The organism is Saccharospirillum mangrovi, assembly GCF_003367315.1.
Classification (GTDB): domain Bacteria; phylum Pseudomonadota; class Gammaproteobacteria; order Pseudomonadales; family Natronospirillaceae; genus Saccharospirillum; species Saccharospirillum mangrovi.
Window position 1 is genome coordinate 3244728 of record NZ_CP031415.1, and the last position, 19663, is coordinate 3264390.

A 19663-nucleotide genomic window follows, 5' to 3' on the forward strand; every position below is an offset into this window, starting at 1 on the left:
CGGTCAGTCCTCTGCGCCGGCGCGCAAAAACGCCAGGGTGCGTTGAAACGCCATATCGGCAGCCTCGGGCTGGTAGACATCTGAGCGCAATGGTTCAGCGAACCAATGGCCGGTGCCGGGGTAGCGATGCAGGTCCAGCGGCCGACCGGCCTGTTGCAACGCATCGCGCCACTCATCGATTTCTTCGTCAGTGGCGAACGGATCATCATCCGCCAGATGCGCCTGATAGCGGGCCGTGGCCGCTTGATACTCATCGGGCCGGGCGGCGTAATAACTGACCACACTGTGCAGTAACGACGGCTGGGCGATCGACAGACCCAGCCCCTGAAACGCCCCCAACGAGAATCCCACCGCAGCGACACCCGACTCGGTTTCGCCGGTTTGCTGCGCCAGCCAATGCGCGGCTTGCTCCATCGTCGCCATCGCCTGCTGGCGATCCATGGCATTGGCGGCTGCTTCGGCGGCGTCAATCGTGGTCACTACCTGGCCTTGATACAAATCCGGCGCGAAGGCGTGAAAGCCCGCCTGCGCCAGGGCATCGCAGTAGCGACGCACGTCGTCGTTCAGGCCCCACCAGGCGTGCAACACCAACACGCCGGGCGCGGCTTCACTGTGGCTGGGGGCGTCGTAACCGGGGGGCATTGAGGCTGAAACCGGGCTGTTCATTGGGGCCGTTACTCCATTGCAAATCGGGGGCGCAAACACCTTGGCAGGCAACACACCTAAGGGTCAAACACCGACCGAAGCCGGCGTTCACTGGGATTCATAACCGCCAGCGCGGAAATCCGGATAGCGCCAAACAAAGCCGCTGCCGGCCAGCCGGTCGGCACGCAGCTGTTTGCCGCCGTCGATAACCGGGGTATCGGCCAGTGCTGGCAAAGACTCCAGTTCCCGCAAATACGCGAGCACATCAAACAGCGGCGCCGACTGACGGTCGCTGACCAGATAGCAGGCCTCGGGCTCGGCCACGTCCAACATCAGATGCACCAACGCCGCTGCGGCGTCGTCGATGTGAATGCGATTGGTCCAGTGGTTGCGTGCTGGCGGTTCAACATCGGCTTTACGCGCCTGGCGCCGCAGCCAATCACGACCCGGGCCGTAGAGACCACTCAGGCGCGCGACCACCGTCGGCACCGGCAGGTCTGCGACCAGCGCTTCCATTTCGAGCAGCAGCTCACCGGCCCAGTCTGTGGGTTCGGGCGGGCTGGTCTCGTCCATATCGCGGCCATCGTCGGCGCCGTAAACACGCGTTGAACTGACCACCACAACGCGCTTCGGCGGTTGTGACCAATGGGCCAGACTGGCCGCCAGTTGCTGTATTGGCTCAACGTAGGCGCGACGATAACCCTCGGGTGTGCGCTCGCCTGCTGAGAGCGCGACAACGATACCGGCGGCACCGACATCCGGCCACCGCTGTGTCGCCAGATCGAGCGACTGTTGTTCAAACCCCAGCGACGGATCGGCCGCACGGCGGCGAAAACCGACCACTTGCTTCCCGCGTTCCAGAAAGCGTCGGACGACGCGTCGGTTCAAATCGCCGACGCCGGCCAACAGCTGAGTGCCTGCCATATCATTATTCACTTGTATTAAAAACCCGTTTTCGATAGCTTACGCCTTCATAGCCTGTACCTAACCAGGCCCGGTTTCAACCCGCCGACTGGGGTTATGCCCCTACCTTGGCCGGCCAGCAGCGGACGATCATCCCATGACTCTGACAGAACTGCGCTACATAGTGGCGCTGGCCCAGGAACGGCATTTTGGCAAAGCGGCCGAGCGCTGCTTTGTCGCCCAACCGACGTTAAGCGTCGCCATCAAAAAACTCGAAGATCGCCTCGGCGTTGCCATTTTCGAACGCGGCAAAAGCGGCGTTCAGGTCACGCCCATCGGCCAGCGCATTGTCGAGCAGGCGCAGCGTGTGCTCGAAGAAAGCCACAAGATCGAAGATCTGGCGCACGCCGGCAAAAACCAGTTGTCCAGCCCGCTGAAACTGGGCGTTATCTACACCGTCGGCCCGTACCTGCTGCCGCACATCATTCCACAATTGCGTCAGTTGGCGCCGGACATGCCGCTCGAAATTGAAGAAAACTTCACCGGCACCTTGCGCCAGCGGCTGCGCGACGGCTTGCTCGACGCCATCATCATCGCGCTGCCATTCAAAGAACCGGACGTGCTGACCAAGCCGATGTTCGACGAAGATTTTGAAGTGCTGCTGCCAGCCGACCACCCGCTGACCAAGGAAAAAGCCATCGCCGCCGAACGGCTGATCGAAGAGCCGCTGTTACTGCTCGGCGAAGGCCATTGTTTCCGCGACAACATTTTCAGCACCTGCCCCAACATCGCCTCGGCCTCGCGCGACCCCAAAGGCCAGGTGCGCACCATGGCCGATGGCAGCTCCCTGGAAACTCTGCGGCACATGGTGGCGTCCAACCTGGGGCTGACCATTCTGCCCAAGTCGGCCACCGGCTCAACGCTGTACAACGACAAGCAAGTGGCGGTGCGGCCATTCGCTGGCAAAGCGCCGCGTCGCACTATTGCGCTTGCCTGGCGTGCCAGCTTCCCGCGGCCGAAAGCCATCGACTTGCTGGAAACCTGCATTCGTCAGTGCAAAACACCCGAAGCGGCTTAACACCGCTTCGCTTTCTTCCCTTGGCCTGAGCCCTTGCCATGTCGCTCGACCAACCGCTGTCAGAACTCAAAGGCGTCGGCCCCAAACTGGCGGAAAAATGCCAGGGTATGGGGCTGAACACCATCGGCGATCTGCTGTTTCATCTGCCCTATAAATATCAGGACCGCACCCGCATCACGCCGATTGGCCGGTTGCGCTTTGGCATGGCCGTGGTCATCGAAGGCGAGGTGCGCGGTGCGCAGGTGGTGTTCGGCAAGCGCCGTTCATTGATCTGCCGCATTCAGGACGGCACCGGCCTGCTGTCGATGCGGCTGTTCCACTTTAGCAAAGCGCAACAAGTGCGACTGCGCGCCGGCACCCGCATTCGCTGTTACGGCGAAGTGCGCCAGGGTTCGACCGGCCTGGAAATGATGCACCCGGAATACGAAGTGCGCGACGAAGGCGACTTCCCACCGCTCGACAACGCCCTGACGCCGCTCTACCCCAGCACCGACGGCCTGAACCAGAACCGCCTGCGTTCGCTGGTCGATCAAGCCATCGACGCGCTCAAGCAACAGGGCGGCCTGCCTGAATGGTTGCCGCCAGACTGGCTGGCTGGCTGGGGTTTGCCGTCGCTGACCGAAGCGCTGTTAACACTGCACCACCCGCAAGCGGACAGCGACACCGAAGCGTTGCTCTCCGGCCAACACCCGGCGCAACAACGGCTGGCGCTGGAGGAATTACTGGCGCATCACTTAAGCCTGATGCAGATGCGCCAACGCACCCAGGCCGCCGGCGCTACACCGCTGCCGCCGAGCCAACGGCTGGTCAGCGCCTTATTAAAGCAACTGCCGTTTACGCTGACCGGCGCGCAACAACGCGTGCTGGCCGACATCCAGACCGATCTGGCCAGCCCCCGGCCAATGCTGCGTCTGGTGCAGGGCGACGTCGGCTCCGGCAAAACCTTAGTCGCGGTGTTAGCCGCGTTGCAGGCCATCGAAGCCAATCATCAAGTCGCCTTAATGGCACCGACCGAACTGCTCGCCGAACAGCATTTCCGCACCTTGAGCGCCTGGCTGGAACCGCTCGGTCTGCGCTGCGGTCTGCTCACCGGCAAGCTGGGCAGACGCCAGCGCGGCGAAGTGCTCGACGATCTCGCCAGCGGCCAGGTGCATCTGGCGGTCGGTACCCACGCCCTGTTTCAGGAGGCGGTGCAGTATCAACGTTTGGGTCTGGTGATCATCGACGAACAGCACCGCTTCGGTGTGCATCAACGCTTGGCATTGAAAGAAAAAGCCGTACACGGCCTGCCGCACCAATTGACCATGACCGCCACGCCGATCCCGCGCACCCTGGCAATGACCGCCTACGCCGATCTCGATGTCTCCATCATCGACGAACTGCCGCCGGGCCGGACGCCGGTGACTACCACCGTCATCAGCCAGGACCGCCGCGATGCCGTCGTACGCCGTGTCGATGCCGCCTGCGGCGACGGCCGGCAAGTCTATTGGGTGTGTACGCTGATTGAGGAATCGGAAGAGTTGCAGGCCGAAGCCGCCGAGGCGACGGCCGATGCGTTGCAACGCGCGCTGCCCAATCGCCGCGTTGGCTTGTTGCACGGGCGCATGAAACCGGCCGACAAAAACCGTTTGATGCAGGCGTTCAAAGATCGGCAACTCGACATTCTGGTGGCCACCACCGTCATCGAAGTCGGCGTCGATGTGCCCAACGCCTCGGTGATGATCATCGAAAATCCCGAGCGTCTGGGTCTGGCGCAATTGCATCAGTTACGCGGCCGGGTCGGGCGCGGCACCGTCGACAGCCATTGCCTACTGATGTTCGGTTCGCCGTTGTCGGCACAAGGGCAACAGCGTTTGGAAGTGATGCGCTCGACCAGCGACGGCTTCCGCATCGCCGAAGAAGATTTAAAATTGCGCGGCCCCGGCGAAGTGCTCGGCACCCGCCAGACCGGCGCGCTGGAATTCCGCGTCGCCGACCTGGAACGCGACCGCCGCTGGCTCGATGTCATTCCCGAACTCGCCAAGCAATTGACGGCACAATACCCATCTCACGTCGAACCTTTGGTGCAGCGCTGGCTCTGGGGTGCAGACCGCTACGGCCAAGTGTGACCAATTCGGCTTTTTCACAACCAAGCGGTTTTTTCCGTCGCTCCAAGGTTGCGGAACCACCAAACGGCAACCATAGTTCCCAGGCTGTCGATCACGGATGAAAAGGATTTTGATCTCATGCAGAAAGCCACGGCTGAGCCGCAAACGCCCGAGGTACCTTTTCTGGTCAGACAACACCTAAGCAAACACGGTATTCAACCCGAAACCGGACCAACCGGCGTCAAACACATGCACGCAGAAGTCACCTTGTTGCGAGATACCTTTGGCATGGTCCAGGTATTTTTCCGCTCCGATACCCTCCTCGATCTGGAAAAAATTCATCGCCAGACCGGCCGCAAACTCGAGCCGCTGGCAACGCCCGACATCGACCGCATCAAAGCCAAGCTATCGGTCAACACACTGCCGGCGTTTGACGATCTGGTCGACGCCGAAACCTACATCGACCAACGCCTGTTCAGCGCCGAAGATTTTTTTGTGCACTCCGGCAACAGCGATCGACTGATCCGGGTACGCAGCGGCGCCGAACTGAAACACAAAGACAGCACCCGAATTTTCGATCTGTGCGTCGATCTGCCAGAGCCGTTGCCAGACATCGACGACCTCGGCGTTTTTGAGCACGACCGCAACGAAATCTACCGCGCCGTCACCAGTTTCACCGCCCTGCGCATTCGCCAGCGGCTGTCCGAAACACTGGAAATTCCGCCGCTGTCGGAAACCGCTCAAGCCATCATCCGCTTGCGCGCCGACCCAGACGCCGACATCACCAAACTCAGTCGTATCGTCGAGAAAGACCCGAGCCTGGCCGCGCAAGTGGTCAGTTGGGCAAGCTCGTCGTATTACGCCGCACCGGGTTCGATCAAATCGGTGCAAGACGCCATCGTGCGCGTGCTCGGTTACGATCTGGTGATGAACCTGGCGCTCGGTCTGGCGCTCGGTAAAACGCTGGAAATGCCGGATGACCAACCAGAAGGTTTTTCCTCCTACTGGACCCGGGCGGTGTTTGTCGCCGCCACCTGCGGCGCCTTGCTGGCGAAAATTCCGCGCGAATTCCGGCCCGGCTTTGGCCTGGTGTATTTAACCGGCCTGCTGCACAACTTCGGTTATCTGATTCTGGCGCACGCCTTCCGGCCGCACTTTTCCGCCACCTGCCGGATGATGGAAACCAACCGTCATTTGCCGCATCAGCACATCGAACAACATCTGCTCGGCATCACCGGCGATCAGATTGCCGCCTCACTGCTGCACTACTGGAAGATGCCGAACGAAGTCTGCCTGGGCATTCGCTACCAGATTGAACCGCACTACCAAGGCGCGCATTCCGACCACGCCCAACTGGTGTATCTGGCCAATCATCTGTTGCAGAAACACGGTTTGCTGCCCGGCCTCGCGCACGAGTTTGACCCGGCGGTGTACGACTATCTGCACCTGTCGCCGGACGACGTCGAAGACGCCATGAACGAGATTTTCGAGGCGAAAGATCAGTTAGCGGTGATTGTGCAGGGGCTTGAGAGTTAATCGCGAAGCGATTAACTCTGCTTAACGCTCGACGGGAGACGGGAGACGCTTGATAGGTTTTCCGCTAACTCGCGTCTCCCGTCAGCGCAGCGTGCGTTTAGCGTCTCCCGGATCTGGCCTTCAGGCCAGATCCTTCAGTAATTCCTTCAACAACTTCCAGAACGGTTCCACCGTCGCAATTTCCAAGCGCTCCACCGGGCTATGAGCGCCCAGGATGGTCGGGCCGAACGACACCATGTCCAGTTCCGGTTTCTTGCTCTTGAGAATGCCGCATTCCAGACCGGCGTGAATCGCCTTCAATTCCGGCTGCCGATTCAGTTGCTGGTTCGCCAGCGCGCGCGTCCGCGCCACCAGCTCGCTGCTGAAATCCGGGTTCCAGCCGGGGTAATCCAGAATCACCTGCGGCACCAGACCGAAGGTTTCGAACAGCGCTTCCAGATGTTGTTTCAGCGGCCGCGCTTCGTCGGCGTTGAAGAAACGCAGGCTGGTTTGCAGTCGGAATTCGCCGTCGCGCAACGACACCACCGCCATGTTCACGCTCAAATCCACCAGATCGGCCGGCTGATTCAGGTTGTAGCGCTGGGCGCCGTGCGGCATGACGCTGAGCAGATTCAGCAGCGTGCGGGTGTCGGCGCTTGACGCCACCAACGGCTCGTCGATCTCGACCGGCTCCAGCGTCCATTGCAGACCGTGATCGTTCTGCGGCAAATAGCTCAGCCAGCGCTCGCGCGCGGCGTTAGCGATGCGCTGCCAATCGTCCAGTTGGTCAGTGTTCACAAACAGATCGGCCGAGGCCTCGCGGGCGATGACGTTGTGCGCCACGCCACCACGCATGCGGCTCAGTTGCCAGTCTAGATCGCTGGCGTCTTTCAGTATCTCGGTCAGCAGCTTGTTAGCGTTGCCCAATTGCTGATGAATCTGAATGCCGGAATGGCCGCCGGTCAGCCCTTTCAAATGCAAACGGTAACTGACCAGGCCCGGTCGCGGCCGCTTCATCATAATCTGCCGGCCGGCCTCGTAACCGTAACCGCCGGCGCAGCCGATGTAGATTTCCGGCCACTCTTCGGTGTCCAGATTGATCAGCTTAGTGCCGCGCAACAACGAAGCATCCAGACCAGACGCGCCGTGCAGGCCGGTTTCTTCCTCGGTGGTGAACAGCAGTTCCAGCGGCGGATGCACCACGCTCGGGTCGGTCATCGCCGCTAAAGCCGCAGCGGCACCGACGCCATTATCGGCGCCCAGCGTTGTGCGGTCGGCTTTCAGCCAGCCGTCCTCGACTTTGAGCGTCAGCGGGTCGGTGTCGAAATCGTGTTCTTTGTCGCCGGTTTTCACCGTCACCATGTCCAGATGGTTCTGAATCACGACGGTTTCGGCGCCTTCACTGCCGGGCGATGCCGGCACATACACCACCAGATTGCCCGCCGCATCACCGGCGTGGTCGTAACCATGCTGCTCGGCCAGCGAAACGATGTGCGCACGAATGGCTTCTTCTTTACCCGACGGGCGTGGAATCTGGGTGATGGCGTAGAAATGGCGCCACAGGTGTTCAGGTTGGCTGGGGTAATGCTCAGGAATCATAAGGCTACCGGAATAAAGGATAACGAACGTCCCCGGCGCTCCCTACCGGCGGTTCTGAAGGCTCCGTAGCTTACTCATCCGGGGGGTAAATGACCACGCCCTGCAGCGAATCATTGATTCTGTTCACGCCGGGCCAAGGCCAAACCGGCCCGCGTCAGAAAGGCGGAGCGGCTTTCGTGATGCACCCGGGCGGCCGCGTCAATGGTTCGCAACGCCCCCACTGGCACCGTCAGATTGATGCGTTTGGATGGCCCGGTCAGCCGAGTGGTATCAATATCGACCAACATCCAGACACCGCCTTCATACGCATCGTCCCGTGCCAGTGTTTCCAGCGGTGTGGGATCGGGTACCTCGATATCTTCCCCTTCAAACCACAGTTCTATCGTTTCCTGCACAGCGGCTGGGATGGCTTCCCAGTCGTCTGCAGCGGAGAAACAACCCGGAAAATCAGGCAGCGTCACTCCGTGTGCTTCCGTAGCGTTACCGGGATGAATATAGATTGGATAAAGCATGGTTCACCTCCACTCCCAGCCGGCCTGGCGGTATATATTGCGCACTGTACCGATCGGTAAATCCTTCCGTGGATGTGGCACTACGACGTGGCCGGGCTTGTCCGGGTGTTTGAATTTCGAGTGATCACCCTTGCCGCCTACCCGCCGCCATCCTTCGCGTTGTTTTTGATCTACAAAGAGTCGCTTAATGATGGCTACACTATTCATAGTGTGTATATTACACACCCACAGCGAATCGACTACCCTGCTGACCTTCAATCAACAAAGACTTCACAAAAAAACAGACAGCGCCATTGCGCTTCGCTATACTCCGCGCCCCTTTGCCCCAGGGTCGGTCGGAAACCGGCGCCGGGGTTGGTAAGGAGCCCGTTTCTTGATCCCGCTTTTTGGCGGTTGTGCCCGGCCCGATTCACGCTGATCTCAGCCTCGGTCCGCCCTCGAACACGGCTCCTGTCGCAGTCGTTGCCAGCGAGCGCTGGCCCTCGAGGAAAATTAGCATGACCACCGATAGCCCCCGTTTTTCAGAACTGGGTCTGGCTCCGGCGTTGCTCGAAACATTGAGCCGTCTGGGTTACGAGACTCCCACCCCGATTCAGCAGCAGGCCATTCCCGCCGTCTTGTCCGGCCAGGATGTTCTCGGCCTTGCCCAGACCGGTACCGGTAAAACCGCCGCCTTCGCGCTGCCGTTACTCAGCCGCATGGACACCAACTCGCGCGAGCCGCAAACGCTGGTGCTGTGCCCGACGCGCGAACTGGCGATTCAGGTGGCCGAGGCCTTCCAGGCGTACGCCAAAGACCTGCCCAATTTTCACGTGCTGCCGATTTACGGCGGCGCCGACATGCGCAACCAGTTGCGCGGCCTGAAGCAAAACCCGCAAGTCATCGTCGGCACACCAGGCCGGGTGATGGACCATTTGCGTCGCAACTCGCTCGATTTATCGAACCTGCGCCACCTGGTGTTGGACGAAGCGGACGAAATGCTGCGCATGGGCTTTGTCGAAGACATCGACTGGATTCTGGAACACACCCCGACTGAAAAGCAGGTCGCGCTGTTCTCGGCCACCATGATGCCGCAGGTAAAACGCCTGACTGAGCAGTACCTGAAAAACCCGACGCGCATCGAAATTCAGGCCAACCAGACCTCACTCGGCAACATCGACCAGTACGTCTGGCACGTCGGTGGCATCGAAAAGCTCGAAGCCCTGACCCGCATTCTGGAAGTGGAAGAGTGGAACGCCGCCATCCTGTTCGTGCGCACCAAGGTGGAAAGCCAGTTCCTGGCGGAAAAACTCGCCGCACGCGGCCACGCCTGTACCGCACTGAGCGGTGACGTGGCCCAGAAACAACGCGAAGACATCATTACCCAGTTCAAAAACGGCAAGCTCGATCTGGTGATTGCCACCGACGTTGCCGCTCGCGGCCTGGACGTTGAACGCATCAGCCACGTCATCAACTGGGACATTCCCGGCGATGTGCAAACCTACATTCACCGCATCGGCCGTACCGGCCGCGCCGGTCGTTCCGGCAAGGCGATCATGTTCGTCAAACCGCGCGAGCGCCGTCTGCTGCGCGACATCGAACGCGTCACCAAAGCCGTCATCAAACCCTATCCGCTGCCGAACGCTGCTGAATTGGGTGAACACCGCGCCGCCAACTTCCGCGCCGATCTGGAAAACCGCATCGAAACCGCCGATCTCGGTTTCTTCCGTGCGCTGGTCGATGGCTGGGTAGAAAGCGATGGCATCGAATTGCGCGACCTCGCCGCCGCCTTAACCATGATGGCGCAGGAAGACCGGCCGCTGCAGATTCCGGAAGACCCGAAACCGCGCCCGGCGCGTGAACGGGGCGACGGCGAAGGCCGTGGCGAACGCGCTCCGCGCGGTGATCGCGGCGACCGTCCGCGGCGCGAACGCGCACCGAAAGCCGACAAACCGCTGGATTACGACGCCCAGAAATACCGCCTCGACGTCGGCCGTAAAGACGGCGTCGAACCGGGCAACATCGTCGGTGCCATTGCCAACGAAGCCGGCATCGAAGGTCGCTTCATCAACAACATTTCCATACGCGACAACTACACCCTGGTCGATCTGCCGTCCGGCATGCCGAAGGAAATTTTCGAGCAATTGCGCAAGACACGCGTCAAAGGTCGTCCACTGCATTTACGCGTTTGGCATGAAGACGAGAAAGACGCACCGCGTGCCGAACGTCCACGCAGCGACAAGCCCAGGGGTGACAAGCCCAAGGGCGCTGCACCGCGCAAGCCGCGGGCTAAAACGCCACATCGCAAAGGGAAAGCGGGAGACGCTTGACGGAAGACGGGAGACGGGAGACGCCAGTTAGCGACACCGCAGCTTGCTGCGGTGTGTATCAAGCGTCTCCCGTCAGCGCAGCGTGCGTTCAGCGTCTCCCTTTCTTTTAAGCCAACGCTTAAAAGAAAAAATACCGAATCGCCGCCGCAATCAGCACCGCCGGTACCAAAATACGCAGCCACTTGCTGTAAGTCGCCATCTGTTCTTCCGACACTTCCGAGCCACGCGCAGAAGTTATTTTCAGCACCACAAAAATGGCGATTAATAAAACCAGCAGAATGGGAATAATCGGCGGCATCAGTTTGCTCCAAATAATTCGTTCAATCGTGCGCCCGGATCGTCGGCACGCATAAAGGCTTCACCCACCAGAAAACCGTGAATACCTTCGGACTTCATCAACTGCACATCAGCCGGTTCAAGAATGCCGCTTTCGGTGATCAGCGTGCGGCCGTCATCGACCATATCTTTCAGCGTCAGCGTCGTATCCAGCGTTAAATTAAAGGTGTGCAGATCGCGGTTGTTGATGCCAATCAACGGCGTCGATAGCGCCAATGCCTGACGCATTTCCTCGGCATTATGCACTTCCACCAACACATCCATGCCCAGCTCCAACGCCTGATCGTGCAGCGCTTTTAATTGCGTCGGTTGCAAGGCAGCGACGATCAGCAAAATACAGTCGGCACCGATGGCGCGCGCTTCGGTCACCTGATACGAATCGACCAGAAAATCCTTGCGGATCACCGGCAACGAACAAGCGTTCCGCGCGGCGATTAAATAGTCTTCATGGCCCTGAAAAAAATCACGGTCGGTGAGTACCGATAAGCAAGTCGCGCCGCCTTTTTCATAACTGCGCGCAATCTCGGCCGGGTCAAAGTGTTCGCGCAACACACCTTTCGACGGCGAGGCTTTTTTCACTTCGGCGATCACGGCCGATTCGCCACGTAAGACGCGCTCAGTCATTGTCTTAGCAAAACCGCGCGGCGCCGGTTGGTCGTCAAAGCGTTGCTCTAATTCACTGACCGAAACCCGCGCCGAACGCTCGGCAATTTCTTCGGCTTTGCGCGCCAGAATTTTTTTCAGAATGGTTGGAGTGCTGTCCATCGAAATGTTGTCCATCGAAGTGCGGTTCATCAGGCACCTGCCAGCGCATCGGTAAAGGCGGCGAGCTCTTTCAGTTTTTCGAACGCCATGCCGGTGGAAATCGCATCCTGCGCCATCGATACGCCGGCTTCCAACGACTGCGCCACGCCGGCGGTATAGATGGCTGCGCCGGCGTTGAAGGCAATCAAGTCGGCCGCGCGGGCAGCAATTTCATCGTCAGCACCGGAAAGCGCGGCACGAATCACTTCAAAACTTTGCTGCGCCGATTTCACCGCCAGACCAGACAAACCCTGCGTCGCCAAGCCAACGTCTTCCGGCCGCACGGTGTAGGTTTTGACTTCGCCATTTTTCAGTTCGGCCACTTCGGTGGCACCGCCGATGCTGAATTCATCCAGACCGTCGCGCGAGTGCACCACCAGCACGTGTTCGCTGCCCAAACGCTTCAACACATTCGCCAGTGGCTCACACAGATTCGCGCTGAACACGCCTATTACCTGGCGTTTTACACCGGCCGGATTGGTCAGTGGGCCGATCAAATTAAAAATGGTGCGCATGCCCAATTCCTTGCGCGGGCCGATGGCGTGTTTCATCGCCGAATGGTGCGCGGGCGCGAACATAAAACCGACGCCAACCGAATCGATGGCGCGCGCAGTTTGTTCCGGCGTCAGGTTGATGTTGATGCCCGCGGCTTCGAGCAAATCGGAACTGCCGGAACTGGACGACACGCCGCGGTTGCCGTGTTTGGCAACGCGCGCACCGGCGGCAGCGGCCACAAAGGCAGCGGCGGTAGAGACGTTGAACAAGTCCTGGCCGTCGCCGCCGGTGCCGCAGGTGTCGATCAGATGATCACCGCTGACTTCGACCTTGGCCGAGAGTTCGCGCATCACCAGCGCCGCGCCGGTAATTTCCTCGATGGTTTCGCCTTTCATGCGCAGGCCCATCAGGAAAGCGCCAATCTGCGCATCGGTGCATTCGCCGGTCATGATCAGGCGCATCACGGCCTGCATTTCGTCCTGGCTGAAATGTCCGTGTTCGGAAATGCGTTTTAAGGCGGCTTTGATGTCCATGACGGCGGCTCCTGCGGCGCTAAATCGGGGACTGACGACTATATCAGATCAAACCCGCAGCGTTCACTCCGCACGGCTGGCCGCGTCGATCTGGCGTAGAAAATTCGCCAGCAGCTCATGGCCGCTTTGGGTAAGGATGGATTCGGGATGGAACTGCACGCCTTCAATCGGCAAGGAACGATGGCGCAAACCCATCAACACCGTTGCGTCGGCGTCATCCACCCAGGCGGTCGCTTCCAGTTTGGCCGGCAAGGACGCTGCATCGACCACCAGCGAGTGATAGCGCGTCACTGTCAGCGGCTGTGGCAAACCGGCGAACACGCCCTGTTGCTGGTGCCGGACCTGCGATGTTTTGCCATGCATCACACGCGGCGCACGCACGACGTTACCGCCGTACAGCTGGGCAATGCACTGATGCCCCAGGCAGACGCCGAGAATCGGCAGGCGACCGGCACAATGCGCAATCGCCGCCATGGAAATGCCGGCTTCGTTCGGCGTGCACGGGCCGGGAGAAATCATCAGGCCGTCCGGTGCCAGCGCATCCAGTTCGGCCAGCGTAATCGCATCGCTCAGCCGCACCACCACCTCAGCGCCCAATTCCTGGAGGTAATGCACCAGGTTGTAGGTGAAGGAATCGTGGTTATCGAGCATCAGAATGCGCATGGCAGCAACGGTCGGGCGGAAACGGCTGGCGAGTTTAGCACTGGCACAAAGCCTGCTGTAGAGCGTCACGGCACTCGCGCCAGCGCCAGTGCCGTCAACCGCGCCTCGGCCCATTCCGATAATTGCACCAAAAAAGGGCAAGTGGCGCGCCCAACGCCATTGAATTGAGCTGAAACGAGCGCCCGGCATGACCGCCTCGCAGAAAATTTTCAAAGTCCGTCGCCACTACAACAAGTGGGTCGCCAACCAGACGCTGGAAGACTACGCGCTGCGTTTCACCGCCCACAAAGGCCGGCGCATGAGCATCGACCGGGTCGGCCACACCGCGCTCGGCGCCACTGCTTTTTTAGCGCTCGAAGGCATCGCCGCAGCGGTAACGCTCAGCTACGGCTTTATCAACACCGTCGCCGCCATGCTGGTGGTGTGCGCACTGTTTTTTATCACCGGCTTTCCGATCACCTACTATTCGGCCAAGCACGGTCTGGACATCGATCTGCTGACCCGAGGCGCCGGTTTTGGTTATCTCGGTTCCACCATCACCTCGCTGATCTACGCCTCCTTCACCTTTATTTTCTTCGCCATCGAAGCGGCGATTCTGGCCTCGGCATTAAAAGCCTTGCTCGGCATTCCGGTGGCGGTTGGTTATTTCCTCTGCGCTGTGGCGGTCATTCCCATCGTCACTCACGGCATTCGGGCGATCAGTAAATTCCAGGCCGGTTCGCAATGGATCTGGCTGGCGTTGCAGTGCGCGGCGCTGGCCGTGGTGATTGTGCACGATTTCAATTCCATCCCCGACTGGACGCATTTTGCCCCAGCCGATTTACCCGCCGCTGGCGATTTCAACATCCTGCTGTTCGGCGCCGCTGCCTCGGTGTTTTTTGCGCTGGTCGCGCAGATTGGCGAACAAGTCGATTACCTGCGGTTTATGCCGGAAAAAACCGACGCCAATAAAAAACGCTGGTGGTTCTGGCTGATTCTCGCCGGCCCGGGTTGGGTAGTGTTCGGCGTTATCAAAATGCTGCTCGGTTCGTTTCTCGCGTTTCTGGCGATTCGTCAGGGCATACCAGCGGCAACCGCGTCTGACCCGACGCACATGTACCAGACGGTGTTTTTCTATCTGACCCAATCCGACAAGTTAGCGCTCATTCTGGCGGCGCTGATGGTCATCCTCTGTCAGATGAAAATTAACGTCACCAACGCCTACGCCGGCTCGATTGCCTGGTCGAATTTTTTCTCGCGTTTAACGCACAGCCACCCCGGCCGCGTCGTCTGGTTGGTATTCAATGTGACCATCGCGCTGATCCTGATGGAACTCGGCATTTACCGTTCACTGGAAGCGATTCTCGGCGTGTTCGCCATCGTCGCCGTCAGTTGGCTGTGTTCGCTATCGGCCGATTTGCTGATCAACAAACCGCTTGGTTTAAGTCCGTCGCACGTCGAATTCAAGCGCGCGCATCTGTACGACATCAACCCGGTCGGCACCGGCTCGATGTTGATCGCCACCGCCCTGGGCATGATTGCCTATCTGGGTTTGTTCGGCGAAGTCGCAGCGACCTTGGCGCATTTCATCAGCTTAATTGCCTGCTTCATCTGTGTGCCAACCATCGCCTGGCTGACCAAAGGCCGCTATTACCTGGCGCGGCAATCGCCGGAATTGATTCCGCTGGCGCGACACTCACACGGCGAACAACACCGCACACTCACCTGCGGCATTTGCGAGAACGATTTTGAAGTCGAAGACATGAGTTACTGCTCGGCGTATCAGCAACCGATCTGCTCGCTGTGCTGTTCGCTCGACGTGCGTTGCCTCGATAGCTGCAAACCCCAGGCGCGGTTGTCGCAGCAAATAATTGATTCATTGCGCGTGCTGTTGCCGGTCAAAGCCGTGCGCTGGGTGAACTCCCGCCTCGGCCGTTTTATCGCCATTTTACTGACCATTAATTTGCTGACGGCGGCGTTATTGGCGTTGATTCACCGCCGCATGAATCCGCAAACCGCCGGCGAAATTGCACTGCTCGATCAAACCATGGGAACGCTGTTTTTCACGCTGTTGATTGTCTCCGGCGTTATCGCCTGGCTGTTTTTATTGGCGCACGAAAGTCGCGTAGTGGCGCAAAAAGAATCCAACCGGCAGACGCAAAAACTGACCCGCGAAATTGAAGCGCACCAACGCACCGACCTGGAATTACAACGCGCCAAAGAACTCGCCGAACGCGCCAACGCCGCCAAGAGTCGTTACCTCACCGGCCTCAGCCACGAGTTGCGCACACCGCTGCAATCCATCCTCGGTTACGCCCAATTGCTGGCCGACCGCAACGACACCCCGCCCAGCCATCAACACGGACTGGCGACGATTCGGCGCAGCGGTCAGTACCTGACAGACTTGATCGAAGGTTTATTGGACGTCTCAAAAATCGAAGCCGGCCGACTCGATTTGTATCGCAACCGGGTGCAACTGCCGGAACTGCTCGACCAGTTGGAAACCATGTTCGCCATGCAGGCCGAAGCCAAAGGCATCGCCTTCCAGTGCATTCGCCACGACCCGCTGCCGAAAACGGTCATCACCGATGAAAAACGGCTGCGGCAAATTCTGATTAATCTGTTATCGAACGCAATTAAATACACCCAAAAAGGCTCGGTCACACTCGACATTCATTACCGCAATCAGGTTGCGGATATTTCCATCACCGACACCGGCGTCGGCATTCCCGCCAACGCTTTGGAACGCATTTTTGATCCATTCGAGCGAGTGCGAAACGCCGACACTCCGAACCTGCCCGGCACCGGTTTGGGCCTGACCATCGTCAAACTGCTGACCGAAATCATGGGCGGTAATTTGAATGTGGACAGTGAACTGAGCCAAGGCAGTTGCTTCAACGTCAGCCTGATGTTGCCCTGGGTCACCAGCGAAGCGGATGTCACCGACCGGCCACGCCGCATCGTCGGCTACGAAGGGTTGCAGCGTACCTTGTGTTTGGTAGACGACGACCCGGTGTTGCGCGGTTTGCTCGCCGATTTGCTAATTCCGCTCGGCTTCACCACGTTAGAAGCACACGACGCCGACAGCTGCCTGACCATGCTCAATCAGGTCACACCCGATCTGTTTTTGCTCGACATTTCCATGCCCGGCATGAACGGCCTCGACCTCGCCCGCACGCTGCGCGAACGCGACATCGACGCGCCCATCGTCATGCTCTCGGCCGACGCTCAGGAACACCAGCGCGACCCCAGTTACCGCAACGCCTACGACGATTATTTAGTGAAACCAGTCAGCAACCAGCGGCTGCTCGACAAAATCGCCCAGCACCTGAAACTGGCCTGGACCTACCAGCAAGACGACGAACCGCTGCAACACTATGAGCCGGTCGCACTCAACCAAACGCCCGCCACCAAACCGCTGAATTTGCCCGACCATCCGCTGCTGCGCGAACTCAAAGCTTACGCCGAAATCGGCCATCGGCGCGGCGTCGTCAACACCCTGGAGCAAGTGGCCGACCTGAAGCTCATCACCAACGAAGCGCACCAGCAATTGGTCGAACTGGCGCAACGGCTGCAATTCGATAAGCTGGCGCAACAGCTGGAGTTCGAACCGAAATGAGCGAGCGCAACGACATCGTTTTAGTGGTCGACGATTCCCCCGACGCCCTGGGGTTAATTCACGACGCCTTGGAAAGCGCCGGCCTGGAAGTATTGCTGGCGCTGGAAGGCAAGCAGGCGCTGACCATCGCCAAACGCATCCGCCCGGATATCATCCTGATGGACGCCGTTATGCCCAACATGGACGGCTTCACCGCGTGTGAAGCATTAAAAGCCGACCCGGCGTTGGCGTCGATTCCGGTGATTTTTATGACCGGCCTGACCGACACCGACGACATCGTGCGCGGCCTCGAATGCGGCGGCGTCGATTACCTGACCAAACCCATCAACCCGAACGAATTACTGGCAAGAATGCGCGTGCATTTAAACAATGCCCGCCTCACCGCCAGCGCACAAACCGCGCTCGATCGCACCGGCCAAAACTTGCTCACCGCCGACCCCGACGGCCAGATTCACTGGGCCACGCCACAAACCCACGCCCTGTTCGCCCGCGCCGGCGCCAGCGACGACTGGCTCAGTGACGACCTCGCCCCACGCCTCGCCGATTGGCTGCGCCGACAACCCGAACCGGGCCACAGCTTGCCATTGGAGCATCCGAACTATCCGTTGTTATTCCGCTTTGTCGCCCAGGCCAGCGACAACGAAGCACTGCTACGTTTGATCGACGGCGAGCGCCCCTCCGGCGCCGAATTACTGAAAGCCGAACTGCCGCTCACCGAACGCGAAGCCGAGGTGTTGTACTGGGTGGCAAATGGAAAAACCAATCGCGAAGTGGCGCAGATTCTCGAACTGAGTCCGCGCACGGTGAACAAACATTTGGAGCAGGTTTTCGCCAAACTTGGCGTCGATAACCGCACTGCGGCGGCGGGAATGGCGTTGAAGAAATTGGCGGTGGTGGAAGCCTGACCAAGAGTCAGGCTTGTCGTTAAAAACGCCGTTAAATTGCGCTGATGTTTTCCAGACTGCCACCATTCAACTCGTCAATAAAACGATCCCCCAACGCATCAAGTGCGCTGCGATATTGTGACCAGACCTGGTTAATCGGATCGTCAGGGTTGGCGTCGTCATAATCGTTGCGAACCTCAGTCCGGTAACTTTCCTTCATGTGATTGGCAATGTGTGCCCGGTCGGCAAAAAAGGTACTGACGACTTTCCACTGATCGTGGCTTAATTCGAGCGCATCCAGGCGCGGGCGAACGTCGGTGTCGATGGCCTGTCGGGTAATGGCACCATCCAACGCCACATCCAATCGTTGCCACCATTGACGCCCGATTTGCGGTCGAATTAAATCGCGTAAATCATTTTTCAGGCTGTCGGAAAACTCGTAACTTTCGATGCTGTACACCGTCAGATCCTTAAAATATTCGGTGCTGCGAAAGTCTTCGTAGGCAATGCCGAGTTTGTCTTTGCTCCACTGTTCAAATTGATGCATGCGTGGGTCCAGTGGTCGCAATTCCAACGCCTGCGAAAAGGCGTCCAACGCTGCCGGATAATCTTCCGCGAAATAATATTTGTAACCCAGGCCAGTCCAACCAGCGAAGGCCGTTGGATAACGCGCCACATAACGCTCCGCTATGGCAATCACTTCTGCATCGCTCAAGCCGTAGCAAGTGCAATCCGCCACGTGCAGAAAAAACTCTTCATCCGGCTCCAACACCAATGCCCGAATCATCGGCGCGCGGGCTTGCTCGGGCTGATCCAATTTGTTGTAAGCGTCAGCGAGAATCCAATTCAAATCGGCCCAGGGGTACTGTTTCTCTGCCAATTCAGTCAGCATTGCCACCGCACGCTGCGGGTCCGCTTTCACTTCGTAGCCGTCTTTATAATCCCGCGCCCGCAGCAAGGTCAGATAATCTTCCAGCACGGCGAAATCGGGAAATTCGTCCGCCTTGCTCAAATACTCACGCAGCAGTTCATCTTGCAGAACGTAAGAACCACCCCAGCGCGGCTGCGCGACATAAAGCGCATTGCGCGCCAATTCAAAACTGCCAGGCACCTGTTCCAAAGCCTGCTCGTGCAGACGCAACCAGTCGGCATTGCTGCCGGTGCGGCCGACCAGATTGATCATCTCGGTATGGGCAAACGGTAAGTCCGGTCGCAGTGACAACGCCGCCTCCAAATGCACACGAGCTTGCGCTTGATATTGCTCATACAAATGCATGTGGTACGGATGCGTTTCATCGGAATAGCCGTGTCCACGTTCCGACCACGCCGCCAGTGACAACATCTTATGAATCAGTAACCGAGCGTGATAATTGTTCGGCTCGTTGCTGACCCAATTGCGCAACGCACGCTGAAAATCAGCATCCAGAACCACGATGTCGGCGTACAGACGTGTGCAACGTTGTTCGGTTCGAACGTCGGGCAATTCAATGGTCAGGCACGGTTCCAGCCCTGCCTTCACGGTTGCCAGATCACCGATACGCAACGCGTTCGACAGCGCCATCGCTTGATCGTGCAAATCCAATTCTTCGAAAAACATCGGTACGGCGGCTTGTGCCTGCAACAGTACAGTGACGCTGATCAAACACAGAACAGTGCGTCGTATTGATCTGTTCATTCGACAATTCCTTCCTGATGTTGCTGC

General features: G+C 59.0%; 16 protein-coding genes. 6 read left to right on the forward strand and 10 right to left on the reverse strand.

Annotated elements, in window-relative coordinates; all coding sequences use genetic code 11:
• Positions 1 to 3: 3 nt before the first annotated feature.
• Together DW349_RS15155 and DW349_RS15160 are read right to left on the reverse strand one after the other, a co-directional pair.
• A complete protein-coding gene (locus tag DW349_RS15155) occupies positions 4 to 666 on the reverse strand; it encodes a dienelactone hydrolase family protein (RefSeq protein ID WP_108124027.1) in 663 nt (220 codons plus the stop codon).
• Between the two features lie 87 nt (positions 667 to 753).
• Positions 754 to 1569: an NAD-dependent epimerase/dehydratase family protein gene (locus DW349_RS15160; RefSeq protein WP_108124028.1), complete on the reverse strand. Its 816-nt coding sequence runs from the start codon at positions 1567 to 1569 to the stop codon at positions 754 to 756.
• 136 nt (positions 1570 to 1705) lie between these two features.
• Here DW349_RS15160 and DW349_RS15165 point away from each other — a divergent pair, with 136 nt between their 5' ends.
• The 3 genes from DW349_RS15165 to DW349_RS15175 all read left to right on the forward strand — a co-directional run bounded on the left by DW349_RS15165 (position 1706) and on the right by DW349_RS15175 (position 6249).
• Entirely contained in the window at positions 1706 to 2626 is a 921-nt protein-coding gene (locus DW349_RS15165; RefSeq protein ID WP_108124029.1) for a hydrogen peroxide-inducible genes activator, read from the forward strand.
• Between the two features lie 38 nt (positions 2627 to 2664).
• Positions 2665 to 4734, forward strand: coding sequence for an ATP-dependent DNA helicase RecG (recG, locus tag DW349_RS15170; protein ID WP_108124030.1), 2070 nt, complete (start codon positions 2665 to 2667; stop codon positions 4732 to 4734).
• A 117-nt stretch (positions 4735 to 4851) separates the two neighbouring features.
• Positions 4852 to 6249 (forward strand): HDOD domain-containing protein, encoded by a 1398-nt coding sequence (locus tag DW349_RS15175; RefSeq protein ID WP_108124031.1) that lies wholly within the window; start codon positions 4852 to 4854, stop codon positions 6247 to 6249.
• A 120-nt stretch (positions 6250 to 6369) separates the two neighbouring features.
• Here DW349_RS15175 and pepD read toward each other — a convergent pair whose 3' ends face one another.
• The 3 genes from pepD to DW349_RS17690 all read right to left on the reverse strand — a co-directional run bounded on the left by pepD (position 6370) and on the right by DW349_RS17690 (position 8546).
• Positions 6370 to 7827: a beta-Ala-His dipeptidase gene (pepD, locus tag DW349_RS15180; RefSeq protein WP_108124032.1), complete on the reverse strand. Its 1458-nt coding sequence runs from the start codon at positions 7825 to 7827 to the stop codon at positions 6370 to 6372.
• A gap of 110 nt (positions 7828 to 7937) precedes the next feature.
• Positions 7938 to 8288, reverse strand: a complete 351-nt coding sequence (locus DW349_RS15185; RefSeq protein WP_232819262.1) for a type II toxin-antitoxin system HicB family antitoxin — start codon at positions 8286 to 8288, stop codon at positions 7938 to 7940.
• Positions 8289 to 8342: 54 nt separating this feature from the next.
• Positions 8343 to 8546 carry a type II toxin-antitoxin system HicA family toxin gene (locus tag DW349_RS17690; protein WP_108124368.1) on the reverse strand — a complete coding sequence of 68 codons (204 nt, stop codon included), beginning with the start codon at positions 8544 to 8546 and terminating at the stop codon, positions 8343 to 8345.
• A 290-nt stretch (positions 8547 to 8836) separates the two neighbouring features.
• On the opposite strand from DW349_RS17690, the gene DW349_RS15195 reads away from it, so the two are divergent.
• Positions 8837 to 10648 (forward strand): DEAD/DEAH box helicase, encoded by a 1812-nt coding sequence (locus DW349_RS15195; RefSeq protein WP_108124034.1) that lies wholly within the window; start codon positions 8837 to 8839, stop codon positions 10646 to 10648.
• 118 nt (positions 10649 to 10766) lie between these two features.
• Here DW349_RS15195 and DW349_RS15200 read toward each other — a convergent pair whose 3' ends face one another.
• The 4 genes from DW349_RS15200 to DW349_RS15215 form a co-directional block, all read right to left on the reverse strand.
• Complete coding sequence (locus DW349_RS15200; protein ID WP_108124035.1) at positions 10767 to 10946, reverse strand: hypothetical protein; 180 nt, start codon at positions 10944 to 10946, stop codon at positions 10767 to 10769.
• The gene (trpC, locus tag DW349_RS15205) at positions 10946 to 11779 is read right to left on the reverse strand and encodes an indole-3-glycerol phosphate synthase TrpC (protein WP_420820670.1); all 834 of its coding nucleotides are present in this window, start codon (positions 11777 to 11779) and stop codon (positions 10946 to 10948) included. The genes DW349_RS15200 and trpC overlap by 1 nt, the downstream gene beginning before the upstream one ends.
• Positions 11779 to 12816: an anthranilate phosphoribosyltransferase gene (gene trpD, locus DW349_RS15210; RefSeq protein ID WP_108124036.1), complete on the reverse strand. Its 1038-nt coding sequence runs from the start codon at positions 12814 to 12816 to the stop codon at positions 11779 to 11781. The genes trpC and trpD overlap by 1 nt, the downstream gene beginning before the upstream one ends.
• Positions 12817 to 12879: 63 nt before the next feature.
• The gene (locus DW349_RS15215; RefSeq protein ID WP_108124370.1) at positions 12880 to 13479 is read right to left on the reverse strand and encodes an anthranilate synthase component II; all 600 of its coding nucleotides are present in this window, start codon (positions 13477 to 13479) and stop codon (positions 12880 to 12882) included.
• A gap of 187 nt (positions 13480 to 13666) precedes the next feature.
• On the opposite strand from DW349_RS15215, the gene DW349_RS15220 reads away from it, so the two are divergent.
• Complete coding sequence (locus DW349_RS15220; RefSeq protein ID WP_108124037.1) at positions 13667 to 17077, forward strand: ATP-binding protein; 3411 nt, start codon at positions 13667 to 13669, stop codon at positions 17075 to 17077.
• A complete protein-coding gene (locus tag DW349_RS15225) occupies positions 17074 to 17982 on the forward strand; it encodes a response regulator (RefSeq protein ID WP_108124038.1) in 909 nt (302 codons plus the stop codon). Before DW349_RS15220 ends, DW349_RS15225 begins: the two co-directional genes overlap by 4 nt.
• Before the next feature lie 31 nt (positions 17983 to 18013).
• Here the strand turns inward: DW349_RS15225 and DW349_RS15230 are convergent, their stop codons facing one another.
• Complete coding sequence (locus tag DW349_RS15230) at positions 18014 to 19636, reverse strand: tetratricopeptide repeat protein (RefSeq protein WP_108124039.1); 1623 nt, start codon at positions 19634 to 19636, stop codon at positions 18014 to 18016.
• Between the last annotated feature and the right edge of the window lie 27 nt (positions 19637 to 19663).

What these genes read in the sequence shown, in the direction of transcription:
- trpC (WP_420820670.1), bottom strand. Translation starts at nt 11,779, where the DNA reads ATGAACCGCACTTCGATGGACAACATTTCGATGGACAGCACTCCAACC.
- DW349_RS15220 (WP_108124037.1), top strand. Translation starts at nt 13,667, where the DNA reads ATGACCGCCTCGCAGAAAATTTTCAAAGTCCGTCGCCACTACAACAAG.
- pepD (WP_108124032.1), bottom strand. Translation starts at nt 7,827, where the DNA reads ATGATTCCTGAGCATTACCCCAGCCAACCTGAACACCTGTGGCGCCAT.
- DW349_RS15160 (WP_108124028.1), bottom strand. Translation starts at nt 1,569, where the DNA reads ATGGCAGGCACTCAGCTGTTGGCCGGCGTCGGCGATTTGAACCGACGC.
- DW349_RS15165 (WP_108124029.1), top strand. Translation starts at nt 1,706, where the DNA reads ATGACTCTGACAGAACTGCGCTACATAGTGGCGCTGGCCCAGGAACGG.
- DW349_RS15195 (WP_108124034.1), top strand. Translation starts at nt 8,837, where the DNA reads ATGACCACCGATAGCCCCCGTTTTTCAGAACTGGGTCTGGCTCCGGCG.
- DW349_RS17690 (WP_108124368.1), bottom strand. Translation starts at nt 8,546, where the DNA reads ATGAATAGTGTAGCCATCATTAAGCGACTCTTTGTAGATCAAAAACAA.
- DW349_RS15155 (WP_108124027.1), bottom strand. Translation starts at nt 666, where the DNA reads ATGAACAGCCCGGTTTCAGCCTCAATGCCCCCCGGTTACGACGCCCCC.
- DW349_RS15200 (WP_108124035.1), bottom strand. Translation starts at nt 10,946, where the DNA reads ATGCCGCCGATTATTCCCATTCTGCTGGTTTTATTAATCGCCATTTTT.
- DW349_RS15230 (WP_108124039.1), bottom strand. Translation starts at nt 19,636, where the DNA reads ATGAACAGATCAATACGACGCACTGTTCTGTGTTTGATCAGCGTCACT.
- DW349_RS15175 (WP_108124031.1), top strand. Translation starts at nt 4,852, where the DNA reads ATGCAGAAAGCCACGGCTGAGCCGCAAACGCCCGAGGTACCTTTTCTG.
- recG (WP_108124030.1), top strand. Translation starts at nt 2,665, where the DNA reads ATGTCGCTCGACCAACCGCTGTCAGAACTCAAAGGCGTCGGCCCCAAA.
- trpD (WP_108124036.1), bottom strand. Translation starts at nt 12,816, where the DNA reads ATGGACATCAAAGCCGCCTTAAAACGCATTTCCGAACACGGACATTTC.
- DW349_RS15225 (WP_108124038.1), top strand. Translation starts at nt 17,074, where the DNA reads ATGAGCGAGCGCAACGACATCGTTTTAGTGGTCGACGATTCCCCCGAC.
- DW349_RS15215 (WP_108124370.1), bottom strand. Translation starts at nt 13,479, where the DNA reads ATGCGCATTCTGATGCTCGATAACCACGATTCCTTCACCTACAACCTG.